Annotated in this window: 24 protein-coding genes; 9 read left to right on the forward strand and 15 right to left on the reverse strand. The window is 69.8% G+C overall.

Translation table 11 applies throughout. The features are described 5' to 3' along the window. The first annotated feature begins 8 nt into the window (after positions 1-8). On the forward strand, positions 9-1,727 hold the full coding sequence (locus ACIQF0_RS31520) for a collagen binding domain-containing protein (protein ID WP_401035404.1): 1,719 nt from the start codon (positions 9-11) through the stop codon (positions 1,725-1,727). Here the strand turns inward: ACIQF0_RS31520 and ACIQF0_RS31525 are convergent. Beyond that, the gene (locus ACIQF0_RS31525) at positions 1,720-2,364 is read right to left on the reverse strand and encodes a response regulator transcription factor (protein WP_360034472.1); all 645 of its coding nucleotides are present in this window, start codon (positions 2,362-2,364) and stop codon (positions 1,720-1,722) included. The genes ACIQF0_RS31520 and ACIQF0_RS31525 overlap by 8 nt on opposite strands. Further along, on the reverse strand, positions 2,361-3,410 hold the full coding sequence (locus ACIQF0_RS31530) for a sensor histidine kinase (protein ID WP_401035406.1): 1,050 nt from the start codon (positions 3,408-3,410) through the stop codon (positions 2,361-2,363). The genes ACIQF0_RS31525 and ACIQF0_RS31530 overlap by 4 nt, the downstream gene beginning before the upstream one ends. A gap of 98 nt (positions 3,411-3,508) precedes the next feature. Here ACIQF0_RS31530 and ACIQF0_RS31535 point away from each other — a divergent pair, with 98 nt between their 5' ends. From ACIQF0_RS31535 to ACIQF0_RS31545, 3 genes are all read left to right on the forward strand, one after another. Beyond that, the gene (locus ACIQF0_RS31535; protein WP_401035408.1) at positions 3,509-4,369 is read left to right on the forward strand and encodes an ABC transporter ATP-binding protein; all 861 of its coding nucleotides are present in this window, start codon (positions 3,509-3,511) and stop codon (positions 4,367-4,369) included. Then, positions 4,369-5,184, forward strand: coding sequence for a hypothetical protein (locus ACIQF0_RS31540; RefSeq protein ID WP_401035410.1), 816 nt, complete (start codon positions 4,369-4,371; stop codon positions 5,182-5,184). The genes ACIQF0_RS31535 and ACIQF0_RS31540 overlap by 1 nt, the downstream gene beginning before the upstream one ends. A gap of 73 nt (positions 5,185-5,257) precedes the next feature. Next, complete coding sequence (locus ACIQF0_RS31545; RefSeq protein ID WP_401035413.1) at positions 5,258-5,554, forward strand: hypothetical protein; 297 nt, start codon at positions 5,258-5,260, stop codon at positions 5,552-5,554. On the opposite strand, the gene ACIQF0_RS31550 is transcribed toward ACIQF0_RS31545, so the two are convergent. The 4 genes from ACIQF0_RS31550 to ACIQF0_RS31565 are packed head-to-tail and all read right to left on the reverse strand — an operon-like array spanning position 5,529 to position 8,438. Then, the gene (locus ACIQF0_RS31550) at positions 5,529-6,575 is read right to left on the reverse strand and encodes a molybdopterin-dependent oxidoreductase (RefSeq protein ID WP_401035416.1); all 1,047 of its coding nucleotides are present in this window, start codon (positions 6,573-6,575) and stop codon (positions 5,529-5,531) included. The genes ACIQF0_RS31545 and ACIQF0_RS31550 overlap by 26 nt on opposite strands. After that, entirely contained in the window at positions 6,572-7,171 is a 600-nt protein-coding gene (locus ACIQF0_RS31555; RefSeq protein WP_401035418.1) for a class I SAM-dependent methyltransferase, read from the reverse strand. The genes ACIQF0_RS31550 and ACIQF0_RS31555 overlap by 4 nt, the downstream gene beginning before the upstream one ends. Then, entirely contained in the window at positions 7,168-7,803 is a 636-nt protein-coding gene (locus ACIQF0_RS31560) for a DUF2064 domain-containing protein (protein ID WP_401035421.1), read from the reverse strand. Before ACIQF0_RS31560 ends, ACIQF0_RS31555 begins: the two co-directional genes overlap by 4 nt. Then, positions 7,800-8,438 (reverse strand): glycosyltransferase family 2 protein, encoded by a 639-nt coding sequence (locus ACIQF0_RS31565; RefSeq protein WP_401035424.1) that lies wholly within the window; start codon positions 8,436-8,438, stop codon positions 7,800-7,802. The genes ACIQF0_RS31560 and ACIQF0_RS31565 overlap by 4 nt, the downstream gene beginning before the upstream one ends. Before the next feature lie 121 nt (positions 8,439-8,559). Here ACIQF0_RS31565 and ACIQF0_RS31570 point away from each other — a divergent pair, with 121 nt between their 5' ends. Continuing rightward, the gene (locus ACIQF0_RS31570; RefSeq protein WP_401035426.1) at positions 8,560-9,750 is read left to right on the forward strand and encodes a hypothetical protein; all 1,191 of its coding nucleotides are present in this window, start codon (positions 8,560-8,562) and stop codon (positions 9,748-9,750) included. Here ACIQF0_RS31570 and ACIQF0_RS31575 read toward each other — a convergent pair. From ACIQF0_RS31575 to ACIQF0_RS31590, 4 genes are all read right to left on the reverse strand, one after another. Continuing rightward, positions 9,737-10,777, reverse strand: coding sequence for an NAD-dependent epimerase/dehydratase family protein (locus tag ACIQF0_RS31575; protein WP_360034446.1), 1,041 nt, complete (start codon positions 10,775-10,777; stop codon positions 9,737-9,739). The genes ACIQF0_RS31570 and ACIQF0_RS31575 overlap by 14 nt on opposite strands. A 45-nt stretch (positions 10,778-10,822) precedes the next feature. After that, the gene (locus ACIQF0_RS31580) at positions 10,823-12,151 is read right to left on the reverse strand and encodes an ATP-binding protein (protein WP_401035429.1); all 1,329 of its coding nucleotides are present in this window, start codon (positions 12,149-12,151) and stop codon (positions 10,823-10,825) included. Then, positions 12,148-12,819 (reverse strand): response regulator transcription factor, encoded by a 672-nt coding sequence (locus tag ACIQF0_RS31585; protein ID WP_360034440.1) that lies wholly within the window; start codon positions 12,817-12,819, stop codon positions 12,148-12,150. The genes ACIQF0_RS31580 and ACIQF0_RS31585 overlap by 4 nt, the downstream gene beginning before the upstream one ends. A gap of 82 nt (positions 12,820-12,901) precedes the next feature. After that, positions 12,902-14,071 carry a beta-1,3-glucanase family protein gene (locus ACIQF0_RS31590; RefSeq protein WP_401035433.1) on the reverse strand — a complete coding sequence of 390 codons (1,170 nt, stop codon included), beginning with the start codon at positions 14,069-14,071 and terminating at the stop codon, positions 12,902-12,904. A 98-nt stretch (positions 14,072-14,169) separates the two neighbouring features. On the opposite strand from ACIQF0_RS31590, the gene ACIQF0_RS31595 reads away from it, so the two are divergent. Beyond that, complete coding sequence (locus tag ACIQF0_RS31595; protein WP_401035436.1) at positions 14,170-15,141, forward strand: alcohol dehydrogenase catalytic domain-containing protein; 972 nt, start codon at positions 14,170-14,172, stop codon at positions 15,139-15,141. On the opposite strand, the gene ACIQF0_RS31600 is transcribed toward ACIQF0_RS31595, so the two are convergent. Together ACIQF0_RS31600 and ACIQF0_RS31605 are read right to left on the reverse strand one after the other, a co-directional pair. Continuing rightward, a complete protein-coding gene (locus ACIQF0_RS31600) occupies positions 15,059-16,465 on the reverse strand; it encodes a YbfB/YjiJ family MFS transporter (RefSeq protein WP_401035439.1) in 1,407 nt (468 codons plus the stop codon). The genes ACIQF0_RS31595 and ACIQF0_RS31600 overlap by 83 nt on opposite strands. Continuing rightward, complete coding sequence (locus tag ACIQF0_RS31605) at positions 16,462-16,752, reverse strand: muconolactone Delta-isomerase family protein (protein ID WP_401035442.1); 291 nt, start codon at positions 16,750-16,752, stop codon at positions 16,462-16,464. The genes ACIQF0_RS31600 and ACIQF0_RS31605 overlap by 4 nt, the downstream gene beginning before the upstream one ends. Positions 16,753-16,835: 83 nt before the next feature. Here ACIQF0_RS31605 and ACIQF0_RS31610 point away from each other — a divergent pair, with 83 nt between their 5' ends. The 3 genes from ACIQF0_RS31610 to ACIQF0_RS31620 all read left to right on the forward strand — a co-directional run bounded on the left by ACIQF0_RS31610 (position 16,836) and on the right by ACIQF0_RS31620 (position 18,899). Next, on the forward strand, positions 16,836-17,753 hold the full coding sequence (locus ACIQF0_RS31610; RefSeq protein ID WP_401035445.1) for a LysR family transcriptional regulator: 918 nt from the start codon (positions 16,836-16,838) through the stop codon (positions 17,751-17,753). Positions 17,754-17,860: 107 nt separating this feature from the next. Beyond that, the gene (locus tag ACIQF0_RS31615; RefSeq protein WP_360034423.1) at positions 17,861-18,562 is read left to right on the forward strand and encodes an SDR family oxidoreductase; all 702 of its coding nucleotides are present in this window, start codon (positions 17,861-17,863) and stop codon (positions 18,560-18,562) included. Position 18,563: 1 nt separating this feature from the next. After that, positions 18,564-18,899 carry an SgcJ/EcaC family oxidoreductase gene (locus ACIQF0_RS31620; protein WP_401035448.1) on the forward strand — a complete coding sequence of 112 codons (336 nt, stop codon included), beginning with the start codon at positions 18,564-18,566 and terminating at the stop codon, positions 18,897-18,899. Here the strand turns inward: ACIQF0_RS31620 and ACIQF0_RS31625 are convergent. The 3 genes from ACIQF0_RS31625 to ACIQF0_RS31635 are packed head-to-tail and all read right to left on the reverse strand — an operon-like array spanning position 18,896 to position 22,105. Further along, positions 18,896-21,211: a glycoside hydrolase family 65 protein gene (locus ACIQF0_RS31625; protein ID WP_401035451.1), complete on the reverse strand. Its 2,316-nt coding sequence runs from the start codon at positions 21,209-21,211 to the stop codon at positions 18,896-18,898. The genes ACIQF0_RS31620 and ACIQF0_RS31625 overlap by 4 nt on opposite strands. Then, positions 21,208-21,885, reverse strand: a complete 678-nt coding sequence (locus ACIQF0_RS31630) for an HAD family hydrolase (protein WP_401035454.1) — start codon at positions 21,883-21,885, stop codon at positions 21,208-21,210. Before ACIQF0_RS31630 ends, ACIQF0_RS31625 begins: the two co-directional genes overlap by 4 nt. A 7-nt stretch (positions 21,886-21,892) precedes the next feature. Then, on the reverse strand, positions 21,893-22,105 hold the full coding sequence (locus ACIQF0_RS31635; protein ID WP_401035457.1) for a hypothetical protein: 213 nt from the start codon (positions 22,103-22,105) through the stop codon (positions 21,893-21,895). Positions 22,106-22,122 lie beyond the last annotated feature (17 nt).

Below are 22,122 nucleotides of genomic sequence, written 5' to 3' on the forward strand. Positions count from 1 at the left end.
GGGGAACGATGTTCAGAACTGTGGCCGCGCTGGCGGCCGTCTTCAGCCTGCTCGTCTCAGGCACGCCGGCCTCGGCGAGTCCGACCGGGATCGACGGAACGGTCACGTCCGCCGCGACCGGGCTGCCGATGAAGGGGATCCAGGTCATCGCGAAAACGCCCGACGGGGGATGGGTGCGCGACGGCTTCACCAACGACGCCGGCAAGTTCGACATCCCGCTCACGGCAGGCAGGCAATACCGGATCTTCGCCCACGCCAGTGAGCACGAGGAGCACCTGAGCGAGCCGGTGACCGCGCCGGGTTCCGTGTCGATCGCTCTCAAGCCCTTCACGTACGGGTCGGTGCGCGGCACGTACCTGCGCAAGCCCGGCCAGCCGATCGCGAACGTCGGTGTCGTGCTGACCGACCTCAACGGCAACGACGTCAAGGACAGGACGATCACCGCGGCGGACGGCACGTTCCGCTTCGACCACGTGCGCACCGGCGAGCGCAAACTCCGCTTCTACTTCCCGGAGTGGTCCGACCACTGGTCGGAGCAGCTGACCGTGCGGGACGGCGAGGAGAGCGTCGTCGAGCAGGTCGCCCGGCCGATGGGCAGCGCCGAGGTCACCATCCGCGACCGGGTCACCGGCGAGCCGATGCCGAACGTGCGGGTCGGTTCCGAAGGGCCGAACGGAGGGGGCGGCGCCACCACCGACGCGCAGGGCAAGGCGCGGTTCGAGAACCTGCTGACCGGCAAGTGGCGTTTCCTGATCCAGCAGCCGACCGGCTATCTCTACGAGACGATCGAGGACGTGGAGGTCAGGACGGACGAGACCGCGGTCGCCACCGGCACGTTGCAGCGCGAGGCCGTCCTCGAGCTGACCTTCACCGACGCTGCCACGGGTGCCCCGGTCGACGGCTGCTACATCTCCGTGTACCCCGACCGGCGCAACGTCGTCGACTGGAACCAGAGCCACTGCGGCTACGACGGCACCGGCAAGCTTCGGGTGAACGGCTACTGGCCCGGCCGGGAGCGGTTCTTCGTCTACCCGCGCGCCTCTGCCTCGCACGGCAGCCAGTGGGTGGGGGAGAACGGCGGCACGGGCGACGTGGATCAGGCCAAGTGGTTCGAGTTCGTCAGCGGTCAGACCACGGCCGTGCCGGTGAGGTTCGACGGCGCGGGCACCATCAGCGGCTCCGTCGTCGACGACGAGTCCGGTGCCGCGGTGTCAGGGCTGTGCCCGTCGGTGACGCCGTCTCACTACTACGTCTCCCAGGGCCGCAACGTGAAGTGCACCTACACCGAGGGCCGGTACGAGATCAGCGGTCTCGGCCCGTACGCGTGGAAGGTGCAGTTCCCGTCGGCGTACGGCGACCACGCCTGGCAGTGGTCGGGCGGCGCGACGGACCGCTTCAGCGCGACGCCCGTCCAGGTCACGCCCGGCGGCACCGCCACGGCCGACGCACGGCTGAAGAAGCCCGGCAGGATCAGCGGGAAGCTGGTGAACGCCACCAGGCCGTTCGAGTACACGACGGTGCTCGCGGTGAACCCCGTGACCGGCGACTACGCCGGGCCGTCGGCATCGCGCAACAGCAAGTACGAGTACTGGATGAAGGGCTACGCCACGCAGGACGTGCGGATGCTGTTCCACGGCAACCTCGAGGACGAGATCCAGACCCACCCGGACCTCGTCCACGTCCAGGAGGGTCAGGAGACCTCGGGAGTCGATCTGCAGGTCAGGTGAGACCTGACTGAACGGCGAACACGACGAGCTGGGCGCGATCGCGTGCGCCCAGCTTCACCATCGCCCGCGACACGTGCGTGCGCACCGTCGCGGGCGAGATCACCAGCACGGCGGCGATCTCGTCGTTGGACGCGCCGGACGCCACGTGCCGCATGATCTCCCGCTCGCGTTCGGTCAGCTTGTCCAGGTGCGGCACGGGCCGCGCCGACGCACCGGACGCGAACCGGTCGATCACCCGGCGCGTGACGGACGGCGAGAGCAGCGAACCGCCGTCGGCGACGACGTGCACCGCGCGCAGCAGGTCGGTCGGGTCGGAGTCCTTCACCAGGAACCCGGACGCGCCGGTCCGCAGCGCCTCGAACACGTACTCGTCGAGGTCGAACGTCGTGAGCATGACGATCCGCACGTCAGCCAGTTCGGGGTTGGCCGAGACGCGACGCAGCACCTCCAGGCCGTCCATCACCGGCATGCGGATGTCGAGGAACACCACGTCCGGTTTGGTGGACTGGATCAGCGACAACGCCTCGCGGCCGTCGGCGGCCTCTCCGGCGAACTGGACGCCGTCCTCGGTCTCGATCAACGTCCGCAGTCCCATCCGGACCAGCGGCTGGTCGTCGGCCACCACCACGCGAATCATGCGGGCAACGGTATCCGGGCGATCACCGCGAAGCCCTGCGATCCGCTGACCTCGAGCGTGCCGCCCAGTGCTTCGGCCCGTGAACGCATGCCGGTGATGCCGTGGCCCTCGGTGAACGCGCTGGGCGTCCCGGTGTCGGTCACGTGCACCACGAGCTCACCACGCACGACATAAACGCGAACGGACGCGGTGACGCCGGGGGAGGAGTGGCGCAGGACGTTGGTCAGCGACTCCTGCACGATCCGGTACACGGCCAGTTGGTAGGTGTCCGGCAGTTCGACGTCGGCCACCTCCACCGACACTTCCAGCCCCGCCTCGCGCATCCGTGCGGCCAGTGCCGGGATGTCGGCGAGGGTGATCGTCGGCGTCAGCGGGGCCGAGCCGCGCAGAGTGTCCAGTTCGGACCGCAGACCGTCGAGCGCCTCCTTCGACGTGTCGCGGATGGCCTCCAGCGAGGCGCGTGCCTTCGCCGGGTCCTTGTCCAGCACGTAGAGCGCGACGCCCGCCTGCATCGCGATCACGCTCAGGCCGTGGCCGACGACGTCGTGGACCTCCTGGGCGAGCCGCAGCCGTTCGGAGATGACGGCACGCTCGCGAACGTCCACAGCGGACTTCCTGCGCAGCCTCATCAGCACGCCGGCCGCGACCGGCAGCAGGATCCAGCCTGCCGACCAGGTGATCCACGAGGTGATGGAGTCGTTCCACCACGGCAGGATCGTCAGCGCGTAGACCAATGCGCTTGCGGCGGCCAGTTCGATGCGCGCGTACACGGCCACCGCGTACATCGCCGCGACGCCGCTCATCAGGATCGGGCCGAACGGATAGGCCTGCGCCAGGTAGACGGCGATGGCGACGGTCGTGACCACCACCGTCCACAGCGGACGGACCGAGCGGAACAGCAGGCCGGCGGCGGCCAGCGTGATGAGCACGTAGGCGAGGACGTCGAGTGACTCCGCGCCTTGAAGACGTGCGGCGAACCGCGTCCCGCCGAGTCCGAAGAACAGCAGCGCCACGGTCAGCGCGATGTCCTGCCATTTGATGCGCATGATCCGACCATACGACCGGCGACGTACGCAGATGTGCGTATCTTCATGACGCTCCGGAGCGGACGCCCTGAGCCACTCGCGGGAACACGATTGTCGGCATGATCGTGACGACGGAGAAGCTGACGAAGCGCTACGGCGACCGCGCCGTGGTGGACGAGGTCAGTCTGTCCGTGCGGCGGGGCGAGGTCTACGGGTTCCTCGGTCCCAACGGCGCGGGCAAGACGACCACGATCCGCATGCTGCTGGGGCTGGTGAAGCCCACCAGCGGCACCGCGACGGTGCTCGGTGAGGCACCCGGCACCCCCAAGGCGTTGCTCAAGGTCGGGTCGCTGATCGAGGGGCCCGGCTTCTACCCCTACCTGTCCGGCCGCGACAACCTGCGCGTGCACGCGGCTCGCCGGGGCGTCGGCAGGACCCACGTGGAAGCGGCGCTGGAACAGGTCGACCTCGTCGGTGCCGCCGACGAGAAGTTCCGCCGGTACTCGCTCGGCATGAAGCAACGGCTCGGCGTCGCCGCGGCCCTGCTCGGTCAGCCGGAACTGCTGATCCTCGACGAGCCGACCAACGGCCTCGACCCCGCGGGCATGGCCGACATGCGCGACCTGGTGCGGGCGTTGGCGGCACAGGGCCAGACCGTGCTGCTGTCGAGCCACCTGCTCGGCGAGGTCGAGGAGATCTGCGACCGGGTCGGCGTGATCTCTCAGGGACGGCTGGTCGCGGAGAGCACGGTCGACCAGTTGCGCGGCGACACCGTGCTGCTGATCCGCGCCGACCCGATCGAGAAGGCGCACGTGCTGATCGAGGGCAGCACGTTGCACGGCGACGTGTTGCACGTGCGCGAGACGGACGCGGGTTCCCTGGTGCGCACGCTGGTGCACGCCGACGTGGACGTGCAGGAGGTCCGGCCACTGCGCCGGACCCTGGAAGAGGTCTTCTTCGAGATGACGGGAGCGGCGTGATGGGCAGCGTGAAGGCGGAACTGCTGCGACTGTGGAAGTGGCCGGCGACCTGGGTGCTGATCGGTGTCTGGCTGGTGATGACGCTGACGTTCGGCTACGTGTTCAACTACCTCGCTCTGAACGGCGGCACCAACACGCGTGACCTCTCGCAGCAGCAGCTGATCAACGCGATGCAACCGGAGAACGTGGGCGCGGCCGTGGTGCGCGGCCTGCCCATGTTCGGCGGGGCGATCGTCCTGGTGCTGGCGGCGCTCGCGGTCGGCAGCGGATATGGCTGGGGCACCTGGAAGACGACGCTGACGGCCGGCCCGCGCCGGGTCTCGGCGATGGCCGGCACGCTGGGGGCGCTGGGGATCATCGTGGTGCTGCTGGTGGCGCTGACGTTCACCGTGAACCTCGGCGCGTCCATCACGGTCGCGTCACTGGAAGGCTGGGACTGGAGCCTGCCGGGGTGGGGCGTCTTCAAGGCTCTGGGCGCGTCACTGCTGATCGCCGCCATGTGGACGGGGTTCGGGGTGTTCCTCGGCGTCGTCACCAAGGGGCCCGCACTGGCCGTCGGGCTCGGGCTGATGTGGGCGATCGTGACGGAGAACCTGTTGCGGGGCGTGGGTTCCCTGCTCGGGCCCGTCGAGTCGCTGACCGAGGTGCTGCCCGGTGGTTCGGCCGGAAACCTCGCCGGTGCCGTCGGCGGATCGGGTGCTCCCGGTGTGCTGACCGATCTCAGCGGCACCACCGCGGCGTTGTTCCTCGTCGGGTACGTCGTGTTCTTCGTCGGCGCGGCGACGCTTCTGAAGGTGCGCCGCGACCTCGTATAGGGCCACGGCGGCCCAGGTCACGATCAGCGCGACCGCGACTCCGGTGGGGTAGTCGCGGTCGTGCAGGCCTGGGTTGACCGGACCGCTGTACTCCCGCCACAGCAACGGGATCGCGATCAGCGTGATGACTCCGGAGACGGTCAGGCCGATGCCGATGGACGGGCGTTTGATCACGAGCCCGGAGGCACCGACGAGCGGGGCGATCAGGAAGTCGTGCAGGACCACGCCGCCGCCCAGCCAGAACAGCAGCTCGACGGTGATCTGGGGGAGCAGCAGCCAGGCGCCCCACGCTCCCAGCCCGACGCCTGCCGCGCCCAGCGCGAACCTCATGCCGGTCGTGGCGCTCACTTCTCGACCTCCAGCGACGTGACCCACTTCGTCTGCAGCACTCCCGGCCGGTTCGGGGCGATGAGCCGGCACGGATAGCCGTGGTCCGGGCTGAGTTCCTCGCCGTTGAGCTGAAGCGCCAGCAACGTCAGCGGGTCCTGGGCGAACGCCTCGGGCAGCGTGGTCGCCCGGTACAGCCCGTCCTTCTCCAGCGACTCGACCCGCACGTCGCCTCCGCTGACGAGCTCGGAGACGCGGACGCCGGTCCAGGTCGCGTTCTGGCTCCAGCCCTCGACGCACGCGATCGGCAGGTCGACGGTGGTCTGCGGCAGCGCTTGCAGTTCCTGGAGCGAGTAGCTCTTCGATCCGGCTTTGAGCCGCCAGTCCTGCGGCACCACGACTTTCGCGGCTTGCGCGGTCCGGTTGACCGGCAGGTCGCCGTCCGACCGCCAGGCCAGCACCGAGATCTTGCGCAGCCACGGCACCGTGACGCCCGCGGTCGCGACGACCGCGACACCTGTGGTCAGCGCGGTCGTGCGCAGGAAAGCCCTGCGGGACAAGATGGTTCGCTCTTCGGACTTGGGTTCGAGGGTGCGCCGGATGACCGGGATCTTCACCGCGATGTGCACGAGCAGCGCGCCGATCACGATCCACGCCACCGCGTAGTGGGCGGTCGGGAAGTAGAACGACCACGGGTAGTTCTGCGCCGCGTTGAACAGCCCGGTGGCCAGCTCGAAGAACGAGGCCGCGATCAGCACGAAGATCGAGCCGCGTTCCAGGGCGTGCGGCACGTTCTTGACCAGCGGCCGTTCGAACAGCTTCGGGTAGACGCTCCACAACTTGGCCAGCAGCAACGGAACCGACGCCACCCCGGAGATCACGTGCACCCCCTGGGTGACGCGGTAGAGGTCGACCGGCCGGGTCGGCCACACCCAGTCGTGCTGCACGCCGTGGCTGAGCAGCCCGGTGACGAAGCACAGCCCGAACGTGATGCCGAGCCACGTGCCGACCCTGCTGGTCACACCGGTGTGGTGGGCGGGGGACTGGAAAGCCGGGGTCTTCACAGCCGCTCCCAGCACGCGAACCAGCGCCCGGCACGTTCGACCTGCCACAGCAGGAAGAACCCGTCGGCGGTCAGGGACTGCGCGTCACTCCAGGCCCACGGGAACCAGTCGCCCCTGGTGCCTTCGGTCCGCACCCGCGCCTGGCCGATGGTCAGCCCGGACCCCGGCTGCTCGACCTCCACGACCACGGTTCCGCTGGGCTTGAGCAGCTGGTGCACGCGCCGGAGCAACGCGGCCGGGTCGCCGCCGATGCCGATGTTGCCGTCGGCGAGCAACACGTGCTGCCAGCGGCCCTCACCGGGCATCAGGTCGAACACGTCGCGGCGGATCGCGATGCCGCCGCGTTCGGTGGTGCGCCGGATCGCCTCCGGTGACACGTCGACGCCGAGCGCCTGGACCTGGCGGGCCAGCAGGGCCGCCACGAGACGGCCGGGGCCGCAGCCGACGTCGAGGGTGGGGCCGGTGCAGGCGTCGAGGAGGACGGAGTCGCCACCGTCCGCGTCGGCCTGCCAGCGGGCGACGCTCAGTTCGCGCGGGGCGGTGCCGGTGAGGTCGAGCCAGCTCGGGCGGCCCTGGAGGGCCTGGTCGAACATCATCGCGCCACCGCCGCCAGTCCGGTCAGCGTCGCGGCGAACCGGGTGTGCGGTGCCAGCGCCGCCACGGCACGCGCGTCGGCCATCGTGTCCACATCGGACAGGATCGGCAGGGTGCGCACCTTCAGGCCGTGCAACGCTTCCAGCGTCCGCGCCCCGGTATCGGCGCGGGACATCGGCACGTCCCGCAGAACCTCGGCCCGCAACGGGTCCCGCAACCCGAGCGCCCACCACCCGCCGTCCAGCGCGAACCCGAGCGCGGCCTCGTCGAACTCCGCGCACGACTCCAGCAGCGACGGCGTCACCTGCGGCGTGTCCATCCCGATCTGCAGCACCGGCATCCCGAACCGCGCCACGTCGGCGTGCGCGTGCACCAGGCGGTCGGCGAAGGTCAGGCCGCGCTGCGGGATCACCACGCACTCCGCCAGCGCGTCCCGCACGTCCTCGCGCCGCACCACTCCGGCCAGCGCGACCACCGGCACGGCGCCGGGCGTGTTCAGCGCGGCCTCCACCGTGTCGAGCAGCGCGGCGGCCGCGATGTCGGCGGCCTCCTCGGGAGTCAGCGGCGGGCACAGGCGGGTCTTCACCTGGCCGGGGATCGGCGACTTGGCCATGATCAGCAGGCAGAACCTCATCGCAGCACCCCCGCCATGTCCCGCGCCGCGCGCATCGTGCCGCGCACCGAACCCGACACCTTCGAGCGCGTGCCGGCCGCCCGCGGGCCGTAGGAGACGTCGACCTCGCGCACCCGCCAGCCCGCCTCGGCCGCGCGCACCAGGAGTTCCAGCGGGTAGCCGAAGGCGCGGTCCTGGACGTCCAGTGCCAGCAGCGCCTCGCGCCGGCACACCCGCAGGGGAGCGATGTCGTGGACGTCCAAACCCCTGCGCCGCAACAGGGACGAGATCACGGCGTTGCCGGCTCGCGCGTGCCACGGCCAGACGCCCGGCTGCACGGGCCTTCGCCGGCCGACGACGAGGTCGGCGTCGGCCAGCAGAGCGGCCATCGCCGGTAGTTCGGCCAGGTCCAGGGAACCGTCCGCGTCGGCGAACGCCACCAGGCCGGAGGTGGCCGCGAGCAGACCGGTGTGCACGGCGGCGCCGTAGCCGCGCTTGGGTTCGTGCACGACCAGTGCGCCATGAGCGGCGGCCACTGAAGGAGAGCCGTCCACAGAACCGTTGTCCACGACGATCGCGCGGTATCCGGTAGGAAGGGAGGCGAGGACCGCGGGCAGTGCGGCGGCCTCGTCCAGGCAGGGCAACACGACATCCATGTGTCCACCCTGGACCATCGGAAAGTGTTGTGGTGCTTACGGAATTGTGACGCACGAAAGAGTTCTTACGATTGTCTTGCAAGGCCCGCGAGAACCGCGGGCACCCCCTAGGTTGGGCGCGGTGCGTCTAGTCATCGCAGGACTGCTCGTCGTTGCCGCCATCGTCGCCGGGGTCGTCGTCAACGCCCTCGACCCGAACCTCCTCTACGCCTCGGCGGCACCGATCTTCGGGAACTGGGAGCCGCACATCGGCCTCGGCACGCCGATCGCGGTCCTGATCGCGTTCCTCGTCGTGGCCAAGGGGCCTGAGCTCGCTGAGCACAGGTTCGCGCTGCCGATCGCCTACGCGGCTTCGGTGGCGTTCACGTTCGCGCTGGCGATGATCGACGGCTGGGGCCGGTTCGTCACCAGGCTGACGACCGAGGACGAGTACCTGCACGAGGTCCCCGGCATCACCGACGTCCCGGCCATGCTGCGCGGGTTCGCCGCGCGCATCCCCGACTTCCAGCCCGACTCGTGGACCACGCACGTCTCCGGACACCCGCCGGGCGCGTTGCTCACGTTCGTCGGGCTCGACCGCGTGGGGCTCGGGGGAGGGGCGGCGGCCTCGATCTTCTGCGTGCTGGTCGGGTCGCTCGCCGTCGTCGCGATTCCCAAGGCCGTCAACAACAACGCCGTGCTGCCGTTCCTCGTGCTGTTCCCGGGCGCGGTGTGGGTCGGCGCGTCGGCGGACGGCATGTTCATGGGCGTCGCGGCCGTCGGCCTCTACCTGCTCACCCGGTGGCCGGTGCTGGGCGGCGTCGTGCTGGGCTGGTGCCTGTTCCTGTCCTACGGCCTGGTGTTGCTGGCACCGCTCGCGCTCGCCGCCGTGTGGCGTCGCGGCGAAGGACTTCCCCTCCGCCGGATCGGCTGGGCCGTCGCGGGCGCGCTCGCGGTCGTGGGGGCGTTCGCGCTCAGCGGGTTCTGGTGGCTCGACGGCTACGAGCTCGTGAAACTCCGCTACTACCAGGGCATCGGCGACGTCAGGCCGTACTGGTACTGGGTGTGGGCGAACCTCGCGGCACTCGCGCTGGTCATCGGCCCGGCGGGCATCAAGGGACTGCGCAAGGACAAGTGGGTCGTCGCGGCCGGCGTGGCGATCCTGGCCGCCGATCTGTCCGGGCTGAGCAAGGCCGAGACCGAACGGATCTGGTTGCCGTTCGCGGTGTGGCTGATGGCCGGCACCGCGAAGCTGGACAACCAGAAGAGGTGGCTCACCGCCCAGGCCGTCACGGCCCTGGCGGTGAACCACCTCGTCCTCACGAACTGGTGACGGACTCCCGCTGCGAGGCGAACGCGAACTCCCGCACGCCCTCCTCGAACCCGACCTGAGCCTCGAAACCCAGCACGTCCAACGCCTTCGCGGGTGACGCGACCACGTGCCGGACGTCGCCAGGCCGCGCCCCGCCCACGATCTCGGGCGTCGGACCGTCGCACGCGTCGGCCAGCGCGAACGCCAGGTCGCCGATGGTGTGCGGGGTGCCGGAGCAGACGTTCACGGCCTCGAAGCCCGGACGCGGCGACGACAGGGCCAGGACGTTGGCCCGCGCGACGTCCGTGACGTGCACGAAGTCGCGCCGCTGCCGCCCGTCCTCCATCACCCGGGGCGCGACGCCGTTCTGCAAAGCCGACCGGAAGATCGACGCGACCCCGGCGTACGGGGTGTCGCGCGGCATCCGCGGGCCGTAGACGTTGTGGTACCGCAACGCCCACACGCTTCCGCCGGTCTGCCGGGCCCACGCCACCGCCAGGTGCTCCTGCGCCAGCTTCGTGGCCGCGTAGGTGCTGCGGGGCTCCAGCGGAGCGTCCTCGGGCACCAGTTCGGAGACCACGAAGTCGCCGCAGAAGCACCGCGGCTCGTACACACCGCGTTCGACGTCGGCGGCAGTCCGTTCGGCCCGCACGATCCCGTGCGAGAGGCACCGGTAGCGCCCCTCTCCGTAGACGACCATCGACGACGCCAGCACCAGCCGCGACACCCCGGCCCGGTACATCTCGGCCAGCAGGACCGCCGTGCCCAGGTCGTTGTGGCGCGCGTAGGAGGGCGCGTCGAACGGATCCACGCCGTGCCCGACCATCGCCGCCTGGTGGCACACCGCGTCCACAGTGGACAGCAATGGCCGCAGCACGTCGGGGGAGGTCACGTCGCCAATGACAAGTTCGTGGTCCAGCAGGGGAACAGCGCTGTGCGCCTCGGGCAGCAACGCGTCGAGCACCACGCATTCGTGGCCCTGGGAGGTCAGCTCGTCCGCGACGTGCGACCCGATGAACCCGGCCCCGCCGGTGATCAGTACTCGCATGCACCGACCGTAGGACTCACGCGACGGCCCGGCGTGCTCGAGCGGCTAGCCGTCAGAACTCCGTAAGACCATCTCGACGACGAACCGGGAGCCGCACGGCGCACGGTCCTCCACCCAGACCCGGCCGCCCAGCCGGTGCACGTGGTCGCGGACCAGCGCGAGCCCCAGCCCGCTGCCCGTGTCGTCGCCCCGGCTGCCCGCCATCACCCCGCGCGCGAACCGTTCGAAGATCTCCTCCCGCAACCCCTCCGGCACGCCGGGCCCGGCGTCCTCCACCACCAGCCGCGCGGAGGAACCACCGGTCCGCACGGACACCAGCACCGCGCCCCCGGCGTGCCGCTCGGCGTTGTCCAGCAGGTTGGTCAGCACCCGGTCCAGCCTGCGCCGGTCACCCAGCACGATGGCGGGTTCCAGGTCCAGGGGCACGGGCACACGGGTCGCGATCACGTTGCGCACCAACGCGTCCAGCGCGATCTCCTCCGGCGCGGGGTCGTCGGTCTGGTCCGCCCGGGAGATCTCCAGCAGGTCCACGACCATCCGCGCGAACCTGTCGACCTCCGAGGTCAGCAGTTCCAGCGCTGTTCCCGCCGTGCCGGGCAGGTGCTCACGACGCCGGCGCAGCACCGCGCCCGCGTTCACCATCGTCGTCAACGGCGACCGCAGCTCGTGCGAGACGTCCGAGGCGAACCGGGCGTCCCGCAGGGCTCTCTGCTCCAGTGCCTGGGCCGTCGAGTTGAACTTCGCCGCCAGCGCCGCGAGATCCGGGTCGTCCTGGTCGGGCAGCCGGGCGTGCAGATCACCGCCGGCGATCCGGCCCGCGGCGGAGTTCAGCTCCGTCAACGGTTTCAGCGCCCGCTTCGACGCCCACGAGCCCAGCGCGGCCCCGAGCAGCGCCGAGCCGATCGTGCCGGCGATCAGCACCGCGCTCAGGAACGCGAACGTCCGGTTGAGCTGCTGCAACCCGAACAGTTCGACGTAGACGGCGTCGCCCGCCACCGGCCGCGCGACGGCGAGCATCGGCAGCCCGTCCACGGTGATCCGCTCCTTGCCCGGCGGGTGCTCCACCAGTCCGGCGGGCAGCTGCGACGGCTCGACCTTGCGGCCCGCCGTCACCAGGCCCTCCGGGCTCATCACCAGGATCGACGAGTCGGGCCCGGTGGTGAGGCCGGTCAGCAACTCGTCGAGGCCCGGCGAGGCCAGCGACCGTTCGACCAGCCGCACGTTGACCTCGGCCTGCCTGGTCGCGCTCGCCTCCCGTTGCCGCAGCATGTAGCCGGAGGCGAGGTTCCAGGTGCCGAACGCCAGCACGCTCGTGACGACCAGCAGGCCGAAACCGAACGAGAGCGTGACCCGGCAGCGCAGCGTGAGCCTCACGAGCGGATCCGATAGCCGGTGCCGCGCACGGTGAGCACCAGTTCCGGATCGTCCGGGTTGGCCTCGATCTTGCGGCGAAGTCTCCTTATGTGCACGTCGAGCAGCCGGGTGTCACCGAAGTAGTCATATCCCCAAACCTTTTGCAGCAGCTGTTCCCTGGTGACGATTCGGCCGCTCGCACCAGCGAGTTCCAGCAACAGCCGGAATTCCGTCCTGGTGAGATGAACGCGTTCCCCCGCTCGGTGCACGAGCCCTTCCTGCGGACGGATTTCCAGTTCTCCGATCCGAACGGCTTCGCGGCCCGGCCCGCGCCTGCGCAACAACGCGCGGATGCGCGCGGCGAGAACTCCCGCCATCAACGGTTTCGTGACGTAGTCGTCCGCCCCCGCCTCCAGTCCGGCGATCACGTCGCGGGCGTCCGTTCGCGCGGTCACCACGATTATCGGCAGGTCACCGCGCGAGCGCAGCGCCCGCACGACCTCCAGGCCGTCCATGCCGGGCAACGTGAGATCGACCAGCGTCACATCGAACGATTCCGTCTCCAAACGCGGTAACGCCTCTTCGCCCGAACCTGCCTCGTCAACGGTGAATCCTTCGTCGGACAAGGCAAGGCTCAAAGCCTGCCGGATTCGCTCGTCGTCTTCGACCAGCAGGACCCGTACGCACACAACGACTCCACTGTGTGAGAGCCGCGGCGACGGCGTCTCACACAGTGGAGTGAAAGTCGATCAAAAGCAAGATTGCTTCGGTCTAGAATCCGGTCAGCGTGATTTTCGCTGAACGCGGGTTCGGTTCGTGAACAAGTGACTCGAACGCGCCGACGTCATCGAACGCGAACCCGTAGGCCTTCCCGTCCACCATGTTCTGGTGCACGATCTTCGAGAAGTGGTTCGTGGTCGCGCGGGTGTAGAAGTCGGCCGCGTTGTAGGTCGGCTGGGTGTGGATGAAGCCGAACGTCGAGCGGTTGAGCCCGGCGCACAGCGAGCGCGAGATCGCGCCGATGTCGTTGTTCGGTGCCGCGAGCCGGCCGTCGCAGTTGAAGACGTCCCGGGTGGACGGCTGCTGGAACGACGCGACCTGCTGGCCCGCCGTGTTGGTGAAGTTGAGGTTCCCGCCGCTGACGCGGCCGGTGAACTTGCGGTTCGGCTCGTTCTGGTACGGCACGACGGTCAGCGGCGTGTTCTGGTACGTCGACCAGGCGCTGCTGACGTAGTTCGCGAAGTACGAGCCGGAGAACACGCCCGCGTCGAGGCCCTTGCTCGGGTTCAGCACGCGCAGCCGTGTGCCGTCCGAGCGCGTGTAGACGAGCCGGGCCCAGTCGCCGCCGAGCTGCTGGTGCTGGTCGAAGATGCGGTTGCGCCCGTTGGAGACCAGCTGGCCGGTCTTCTTGGTGACGCCGCTCTGCGAGGTCGCCTCGACCGCGTGGGGGACCGAGAACATGTCCACCTGCGAGCTGTTCAACCACAACCCGCCGCCGTTGTAGGTGAACTCGCTCCAGTCGAACAGGATGTCGCGGTTCGGGTCACCCGCGGCCCACGGCGCTGGCTGCACCAGGCCGTTGGGGACCAGGGAGAACTTCAGCTTGTCCCGGAAGGACATGTAGAGCCGGCCGCCGGCGAGGTTGAGCGGGATCTGCAGGGTCCGGCTGGCGCCGTTCCCGGGGCCGGGGATCGAGACGTCCGGTGCCGGGGTCGGCGGGATTCCGCCTCCGGACCAGGCCGTGAACTGGCCGTTCGCGTTGACGTACCCGAGCCGGCCGCCCATCTCGCCGAACACGTACAGGTGGGTCGCGTCACCGCGGCCCGAGTTGTTCGTGACGGTCAGGGGGAGCAGGTTCGGTGGAGCGGCTTGGACAGCAGGTGCGGACATCGTTGTCAGCCCTAGTAGGGCCGATGTCGCGAGCAGCAGGAGCTTGCGCATCGACTATCTCCTCACTGAGACAGGCAGTGACCTTTTCAGCGGCGGTGAGAGCGCTCTCATACCAGCGCGTCGCTGTTGATATGTCAAGAATGGTCTTCATGCGCGCACTGACGGTTGATCTTGCACGGGCCGGGTCCCTGTCCCTGACCGAACTGCCCGACCCCGAGCCGGGACCGGAGGACCTGCTGGTCGAGGGCGTGGCCATCGGCATCTGCGGGACGGACCGCGAGATCGTGCGCGGCGAGTTCGGCGTCGGCGGAACTCTCGTGATCGGGCACGAGTCGCTGGGCCGCGTGGTCAGCGGGCCCGGGTTCGCGCCGGGCTCGCTGGTCGCCGGGGTGGTCCGCAGACCCGATCCGGTGCCGTGCGTCGCTTGTGCGCGCGGGGAGTTCGACATGTGCCGTAACGGGCAGTACACCGAGCGCGGCATCACGGGCCTCGACGGCTACGGCTCGACTTTGTGGACAGTGCCTGCCGCTTATGCCGTCGGTGTCAGTTCCTCGACAGGTGTTCTGGTCGAACCCGCGTCGGTGGTCGTGAAGGCGTGGGAGCGGCTGGACCGGCTGGCGCCGTTCCCGTTCGAGAGCGTCCTGGTGACGGGGGCGGGCCCGATCGGGCTGCTGGCGGCGTTGATCGGGGTGCAGCGCGGCCTCGACGTGCACGTGTTCGACCTGGCCGTCGACGGCCCGAAGCCCGACCTGGTCGAGTCGCTCGGCGCCACCTACCACCGCACCCTGCCGGACTGCCCGGTCGTGATCGAGGCGACCGGGGCACCGTCGCTGGTCGCGCGGCTGCTGGGGCGGGACCTGGTGTGCCTGACCGGCGTGCCGTCCACCGAGGTGATCCCGGCCGACATCGGGCAGATCAACCGGGATCTGGTGCTGCGCAACGGGATCGTGTTCGGGACGGTCAACTCGAACGTGCGGCACTACCGGGAGGCCTCGGCCGTGCTGGACCGCGCGGACGACGCGTGGCTGTCGGCGATGATCACTCGGCGGGTGCCGCTGGAGTCTTTCGTCGAGGCGTTCGAGTCGCGTCCCGGTGACGTGAAGGTGGTGCTAGAGCTGTGATCGCGGCCAGCGCGACGACCGCGGCCGCCAGCAGCAACGCCTGGTGGTAGCCGTTGTGCAGCAACGGGGTGGCGATCAGCGGGCCGATGATCTGGCCCGCCGAGTAGCCGGCCGTGAGCGTGGCCGCGGCTCTCGGGAAGCCGAGGTCGCTGCCGAGCTTGAGGGCGGTGGCGGCGATGCCGATGAACGTGCCGCCGAACAGGACGACCGCGATCAGGGCTGCGGCGGTGGTGCTGGTCATTGCCGGGAGTGCGATGCCCACGGCCTGGACTGCGAGCGCGGCGACCAGCACCGGGCGGCCGTTGCCGAGCCGGGCCATCAGCACGGGGGAGAGGGCGGCGGAGACTCCGACCAGGATCCACGAGGTGCTGCCGAGCGGGCCGCTGATGGCGGCGACCAGGAACGTGCCGGCGATGATGTAGCCGACGCCTTCGAGGGTGTAGGCGGCGAAGAGGGTGGCGAAGGCGCGGCGGGAGGACCGGGTGAGCCTCGTGGCGGCGGAGCTCGAGGTTCCCGGCTCCTGCCCGGTCACATCGCCGGCCTGCCCACCCGGCCGTCGCCCGGCCACGTCGCCCGGCTTGTCGGCCCCAGCCTGGCCACCCACTCGTTGCTGAGCGATATCGCTGCCCGGCCAATCGACTTCAGTCCGGCCACCCGCCCGACGCACAGCTGCATCGCTGCCCGGCCCGTCAGCCCCGCTCCGGCCGCCCGGCTGCCGCGCAGCCATATCGTTGCCCAGGCAGTCGACTGCAGCCCGAGCGCCTGCCTGTTGCCCGGCCGCATCGCAGCCCGGCCTGCCGGTCTCACCCCGGCCACCAGCCCGCCGCACAACCACATCCCCGGCAGGCTCCAGCCCCCACGCCACGACGGCCAGCAGACCCGCCGCCACCGCCGCCGCCCACCACGCCGCCTGCCACTGCCCCCAGACCAGCACCAGCAGCCCGGACAGCGCGATCCCCGCCCCGACCCCGCTCATGCCCCACCCAGGCCGGGCGTTCACCGCCGCCACGAACACCACCGCGCTCGCTACCCCGGCCAGCAGCCGCAGCACGAACCACGCGGCCATGCCGTGCGTCAGTGGCATCCCGGCGAGGGTGGCCACGAGCAGCGTGAGCGCGACACGGTTCGTGGTCCGTGACGGCGCGCGGACGATCGTGGCTAGCGCCCCGACGAAGTAGCCCAGGTAGTTGGCGGTCGCGAGCGACGCGGCCGAAGCAGCCGACAGGCCTGCCTGCGCGGTCATCAGCGGCAGGATCGGCGTGTAGACGAACCGTCCGATGCCCATGGCCGCCGCCAGCGCCGCGGCGGCCTGCCGGGCGCTCACAGACGGCCGGGGTCGTTCGGGTGAGGTTGCACGGCCGTGACGTTGAACGCCATCCACGGGCTCAACGGCAGCGTGCCGAGCACATGGGCGTGGAGGTCCGCCTCGTCGTCGGCCCGCCACAGGCCGATGCTGCGCATCTCGCCAACAGGCCGCCACAACCGGATGAGGTTGCCGCTCGTGGTGAGCTCCTTGGCCCGCACCGCTTCGGCCGCGCGGCGTGAGTCCACTTCGGACTGGGGTGTGCCGTCCGGGATCGTGGTGGTGATCTCGACGATGAACTCTCTCATGACCTCATCGTGCGACCGCGCGGCTGCGGGCGCCACGACCGGCTTTCTCCTGCGTGAGAGCCTGAGCCTCCTAGGATGGCGAGGTGGAACTGCGTCAACTCCGGTACTTCCTCGCGGTCGCCGACGAACTGCACTTCGGCCGGGCGGCCGCGCGCCTGCTGATCGCCGGGCCGTCGTTGTCGCAGCAGATCAAGGCGCTCGAACGGGACCTCGGCGTGCCGCTGTTCGCCCGCGACCGCCGGACCGTCGCGCTGACTTCCGCCGGTGCCGCGCTGGTTCCCGAGGTGCGGGCGCTGCTCGAACGGGCCGATGAGCTGCAACGGCACGCACGGCAGTTGTCCGGGTCGCGGCCGGTGCGGATCGGGTACGTGAACTGGCTGCCGCCGGACCTCACGGCCCGCACGGCCGGGGTCGCGCAGCTCTACGTGGACGCCTGGGTCGTGCCGTCGCACCAGCAGGCGGCACGGGTGGCGGACGGCAGCCTCGACCTCGCCGTGTGCTGGATCCGCAGGTCCGAGGCGGCCCAACTGGGCCTCCGAGCACAACTGCTCGGCGCTGACCGGCTCTACGCGGTGGCCGTGGGCACGGACACGAGTCCGGTGCGGGCCAAGGACATCGCGGTGCTGGTGGACGACGACGTGACGTCGTGGCAGTCCTGGAACGACTACGCCGAGGAGTTCGCGCGGGACACCGGCTGCGTCGTCCGGCGCATCCACAACGGCGCCATCACCGGGCCGGCGTTCTTCGACCACGTGCGGGTGTGCACGACGCCGGTGCTCAACTCGCCGAAGGGGCAGACCACGCCGTTGCCGCCGGATCTCGTGCAACGGCCCGTCGTCGATCCCGAGGTCGTGTGGACCTGGTCGCTGGTGCGCCGCGAGGACGAGGAACGCGCGGACGTCATCGCCGCCGCCGACGCGATCGTACGGGACGTCGGTGACCTCGGTCTGGACCGCGTCTGGCTGCCCTCGGACGACCCCTACCGTGCGGTGAGAGGCTGAGCCTCGCACGAGGGAGGAAACGGGTCGCGATTCCGCGAAATTCGGCGCGGGAGCGGGTGGTTGTGGCTGTCAGAACCGCTACTCCTCCTTCGAAAGCGAGCAGGAAAATGACCAGCAGGGTGGCAATCGTCACGGGAGCGTCGCAGGGAATTGGCGCGGCACTCGTTCCGGCCTATCGCAAGCTCGGCTATTCGGTTGTCGCGGTCTCGCGTTCCATCGAGGACTCGAACGACCCCGAGGTGCTCGCGATCCGCGCCGACCTCAGCAAGCCCGGTGAGGGCGCGCGGGTCGTCAAGGAGACGCTCGCGCGGTTCGGCCGGGTCGACTCGCTCGTGAACAACGCCGGCATCTTCGTCGCCAAGCCCTTCACCGAGTACACCGACGAGGACTTCGCGGCCGTCACCGGCACCAACCTCGTCGGGTTCTTCGACATCACGCGCAGCGCGGTCGCGGCCATGGACGACAACGGCGGCCACGTCGTGAACGTGTCCACGACCCTGGTCGACCACGCGCTGTCGGCGGTGCCGTCCGCCCTCGCGTCGCTGACCAAGGGCGGTCTGAACGCCGTCACCAAGTCCCTCGCCGTCGAGTACGCGACCAGGAACATCCGCTTCAACACCGTCGCGCTCGGCATCATCAAGACGCCGATGCACGCTCCGGAGACCCACGAGGCCCTGGCCGGACTGCACCCCGTCGGCCGGATCGGCGAGATCTCCGACGTCGTCGACGCGATCACGTTCCTCGAACAGGCCGGCTTCGTGACGGGCGAGATCCTGCACGTCGACGGCGGCCAGAGCGCGGGGCACTGACATGGTCCTCGAAGACGTCATGGACCGGTGGAAGGACGCCGTGGACGCGCACGATCCCGAGCGCGTGGCGTCGAACTTCACCGAGGACGCCATTTTCCAGGGGCTGCACCCCTACGGAGTCGGACGCCGGGCAGTGGCCGCCTACTACGATTCCCAGCCCATCGGCATGAAGGCCGAGTACAAGATTCTGGAAACGCGCAGGCTGGCCGATGACCTGGTGCTCGGCTATTTGTCGGTCGATTTCTCGTTCGCCGACCGGCCGACCATCACCGTCAATCTGAGCGTGATCGTGAGGGGAGACCTGATCGCGCATTACCAGGTCTCCCGGCTCAGCTAGTGCCTGCGAGGCTCCCGGCCGAACGGCGACGGAGGTCGCTCGAGGTCGGGAGCCTTCGGGATCGGCATGGTCACCGGAGCGTCCGCCGTGATCGTGATCGGCTCACCGTGGTGCTTCGTGGTCAGCGACGTGCCGTCCACGATCCGGTAGGTGGCCTCACCCGCGCACACGTCCACGGAGATTCTCGTGCCCTGGAAGGACATCCGGAACGAGAAGCGGGTCAGCTGGTCCGGCATCCTCGGCGCGAACGTGAGCTCACCGCCGTGGTCGCGCATGCCGCCGAACCCGGCCACCAGCGCCGTCCACGCACCCGCCAGCGACGCCATGTGCAGGCCGTTGGTGACGTTGCTGTGCAGGTCGTGCAGATCGGTGAACGCGGCCTCGACCAGGTAGTCGAACGCCAGCCCGAGGTGTCCGACCTCGGCCGCCAGCACCGCCTGCGTGCCCGCCGACAACGACGAGTCGCGCACCGTGCGGGCCTCGTAGTAGGCGAAGTTGCGGGCCTTTTCCTCGTCGGTGAACACGTCACCACGGACGTGCATCGCGAGCACCAGGTCCGCCTGCTTCACCACCTGGCGGCGGTACAGGTCGAAGTACGGGAAGTGCAGCAGCAGCGGGTACTTCTCCTCCGGGGTGTTCTCGAAGTCCCACTCGGCGTGCTTGGTGAAGTTGTCCGCCTGCGGATGCACCTCGAGCATGTCGTCGTACGGGATCGCCATCGCGTCCGCGGCCCTGCGCCAGGCCGCGATCTCTTCTTCCGTCGCGTCACAGGGATTCCGTTCGGCGGCGTCGGCGGCCGCGCGCAGGTTCTGCTGGGCGATCAGGTTCGTGTAGACGTTGTTGTCGACGATCGCCGAGTACTCGTCCGGGCCCGTCACGCCGTCGATGCGGAACCCGTCGTGCCGGTCGTGATGGCCCAGCGAGGACCACAGCCGTGCGGTCTCCACGAGGATCTCGGTGGCTTGGTCGCGGTCGAAGTCCTCGTCACCGGTGGCGTTCAGGTACTGCTGGGTGGCGTAGGCGACGTCGCCGGAGACGTGGAACGCGGCCGTGCCCGCCGGCCAGTACGCGGAACACTCGGCGCCGTTGATCGAACGCCACGGGAACGCGGCTCCCTTGAGCCCCAACACCTTCGCGCGGTCGCGGGCTTTGTCCAAAGTGGCATGACGCCATCGCAGCGCGTCGCGGGCGGCGTCGGGCAGCGTGTAGGTGAGCACCGGGAGCACGAACATCTCGGTGTCCCAGAACGCGTGGCCGTCGTAGCCCGGTCCGGTGAGGCCTTTTCCTGGGATGGCACGGGACTCGCCGCGCGCCCCGGCCTGCAGGATGTGGAACAACGCGAACCTGATCGCCTGCTGCAACTGGTCGTCGCCGTCGATCTCGATGTCGGCGACCTCCCAGAAGTCGTCCAGGAACGCCTTTTGCTCCTGGACGAGCCCGTCCCAGCCGGTCTGGCACGCGCCCGCCAGCGCCGCCTCGACCTGCGCTCGCAACGCCGGTGTCGACCGCTGCCCCGACCAGCCGTAGGCCAGGTACTTGGTCAGCTTCAGGACCCCGCCCGCCGGCACGTCGACGGCCGCGGTGAACCGGGCCAGGTCGTCCTCCGCGCGGATCTCGGTGTGCACGTCCACGCCGTCGACCTCGACCTCGTGGTCCATGGCGGCGGCCATCCGCAGACCGGACACCTTGGTGCGATGGCACAGCACGGCCCGCGTCTTCTCCGCCATCTTGAAGTCGTTGACCAGCGGAGCGTCCAGCGCGGCGGCGACGCGGGGATCGTTGCTGCGGCTCGCGACCGGTTCGTTCGCGAGCAGGTCGGACTGGACGACGAGTTGTAGAGCGTCCTCCGGCTCGACCTCGTAGCGGATGGCGACGACCGCGCGCTGTGTGAACGACACGAGCCGCTCGCTGCGCACGGTCACACGCCTGCCCGTGGGCGATTCCCAGACCGTGCGGCGGCGCAACGTGCCGGAGCGGAAGTCGAGCGTGCGTTCGTGCTCGATGGCGTTGCCGTAGCGCATGTCCAGCGGCTCGTCCTCGACCAGCAGCCGGATGATCTTGCCGTCGGTGACGTTGACGACGGTCTGGCCTGCCTCCGGGTAGCCGTAGCCACCCTCGCCGTACGGCAGCTGGTGCTCTTCGTAGAAGCCGTTGAGGTACGTGCCGGGCAGACCGCGCGGCTCACCCTCGTCGAGCGTGCCGCGCAGTCCGATGTGGCCGTTGGCCAGCGCGAACGTCGACTCGGTCTGGTGCAGGTCGTCCACCGACAGGCCCTGCCAGCGCAGCTGCCACGGTTCGACCGCGTAGCTCATGAGAGCAGCTCGTCGAGCTCGTCGACGACCACGTCGGCGCCGTGCGACTTCAGCGCGTCGCGCTGGTGGCCGCGGTCGACGCCCACGACGTACCCGAAGCCGCCGTCGTGCCCCGCCTGCACGCCCGCGAGCGCGTCCTCGAAGACCGCGGCGTTCTCCGGTGCCGTCTTCAGTCTTCTGGCGCCCTCGACGAACGAGTCGGGCGCCGGTTTGCCCCGCAGGTTCGACGCGGTGATCACGTTGCCGTCCACCAGCGCGTCGACGTAGTCGAGCAGGTTGCCGGACTTCAGCACGCGCATGGCGTTGGCCGAGGACGTGACGACGCCGATGGGCAGGCCCGCCTCGCGCGCGGCTTTCAGATACGTGACCGACGCGGGGTACGGCGTGATGCCCTCCTTGTCGATGATCTCGTTGACGAGGTCGTTCTTCTGGTCGCCGATGCGGCGGATCTCGTCCTCCGACGGCGTGAGGCCGCGTGAGGTCAGGAAGCTGCGGACACCGTCGTAGCGCGGCTTTCCGTCCACGTAGGCGAGGTAGTCCTGCTCGCTGAACGGCTGGCCCATGGCTTCGAACGTCTGCCGCCACGCCTGCCGGTGCAGCACGGCGGTGCTCGTGAGCACGCCGTCGAGGTCGAACAGCAGCGCTGTGATCTTGTCCGGGAGGCCGAGGCTCATGGTTCGATCATGCACCCGTCTCGCCGACATCGCTGCGTTCTTCTTTGAGGCGTTCATCGAGCGGTCGCGGGTGCGCCTGCTCGTATTCGGTCGTCCCGTACCGGTTGGACTCGGCCCAGCCTTCCTCCGGCTCGGTCTCCAACGGGTCGTGGCCGAGGTTGTCCTCGTCGAGGCCCTCGGCGCCGCTCTCCTGGACGTACGCGCCACGTTCTTCGCTCATGCCCACCGCAGTACCCA

This window comes from Lentzea sp. NPDC092896 (genome assembly GCF_044754905.1).
Lineage (GTDB): Bacteria > Actinomycetota > Actinomycetes > Mycobacteriales > Pseudonocardiaceae > Lentzea.

What these genes read in the sequence shown, in the direction of transcription:
- ACIQF0_RS31575 (WP_360034446.1), bottom strand. Translation starts at nt 10,777, where the DNA reads ATGCGAGTACTGATCACCGGCGGGGCCGGGTTCATCGGGTCGCACGTC.
- ACIQF0_RS31530 (WP_401035406.1), bottom strand. Translation starts at nt 3,410, where the DNA reads ATGCGCATCAAATGGCAGGACATCGCGCTGACCGTGGCGCTGCTGTTC.
- ACIQF0_RS31595 (WP_401035436.1), top strand. Translation starts at nt 14,170, where the DNA reads ATGCGCGCACTGACGGTTGATCTTGCACGGGCCGGGTCCCTGTCCCTG.
- ACIQF0_RS31630 (WP_401035454.1), bottom strand. Translation starts at nt 21,885, where the DNA reads ATGAGCCTCGGCCTCCCGGACAAGATCACAGCGCTGCTGTTCGACCTC.
- ACIQF0_RS31615 (WP_360034423.1), top strand. Translation starts at nt 17,861, where the DNA reads ATGACCAGCAGGGTGGCAATCGTCACGGGAGCGTCGCAGGGAATTGGC.
- ACIQF0_RS31535 (WP_401035408.1), top strand. Translation starts at nt 3,509, where the DNA reads ATGATCGTGACGACGGAGAAGCTGACGAAGCGCTACGGCGACCGCGCC.
- ACIQF0_RS31540 (WP_401035410.1), top strand. Translation starts at nt 4,369, where the DNA reads ATGGGCAGCGTGAAGGCGGAACTGCTGCGACTGTGGAAGTGGCCGGCG.
- ACIQF0_RS31520 (WP_401035404.1), top strand. Translation starts at nt 9, where the DNA reads ATGTTCAGAACTGTGGCCGCGCTGGCGGCCGTCTTCAGCCTGCTCGTC.
- ACIQF0_RS31555 (WP_401035418.1), bottom strand. Translation starts at nt 7,171, where the DNA reads ATGATGTTCGACCAGGCCCTCCAGGGCCGCCCGAGCTGGCTCGACCTC.
- ACIQF0_RS31560 (WP_401035421.1), bottom strand. Translation starts at nt 7,803, where the DNA reads ATGAGGTTCTGCCTGCTGATCATGGCCAAGTCGCCGATCCCCGGCCAG.
- ACIQF0_RS31635 (WP_401035457.1), bottom strand. Translation starts at nt 22,105, where the DNA reads ATGAGCGAAGAACGTGGCGCGTACGTCCAGGAGAGCGGCGCCGAGGGC.
- ACIQF0_RS31525 (WP_360034472.1), bottom strand. Translation starts at nt 2,364, where the DNA reads ATGATTCGCGTGGTGGTGGCCGACGACCAGCCGCTGGTCCGGATGGGA.
- ACIQF0_RS31625 (WP_401035451.1), bottom strand. Translation starts at nt 21,211, where the DNA reads ATGAGCTACGCGGTCGAACCGTGGCAGCTGCGCTGGCAGGGCCTGTCG.
- ACIQF0_RS31620 (WP_401035448.1), top strand. Translation starts at nt 18,564, where the DNA reads ATGGTCCTCGAAGACGTCATGGACCGGTGGAAGGACGCCGTGGACGCG.
- ACIQF0_RS31605 (WP_401035442.1), bottom strand. Translation starts at nt 16,752, where the DNA reads ATGAGAGAGTTCATCGTCGAGATCACCACCACGATCCCGGACGGCACA.
- ACIQF0_RS31590 (WP_401035433.1), bottom strand. Translation starts at nt 14,071, where the DNA reads ATGCGCAAGCTCCTGCTGCTCGCGACATCGGCCCTACTAGGGCTGACA.
- ACIQF0_RS31565 (WP_401035424.1), bottom strand. Translation starts at nt 8,438, where the DNA reads ATGGATGTCGTGTTGCCCTGCCTGGACGAGGCCGCCGCACTGCCCGCG.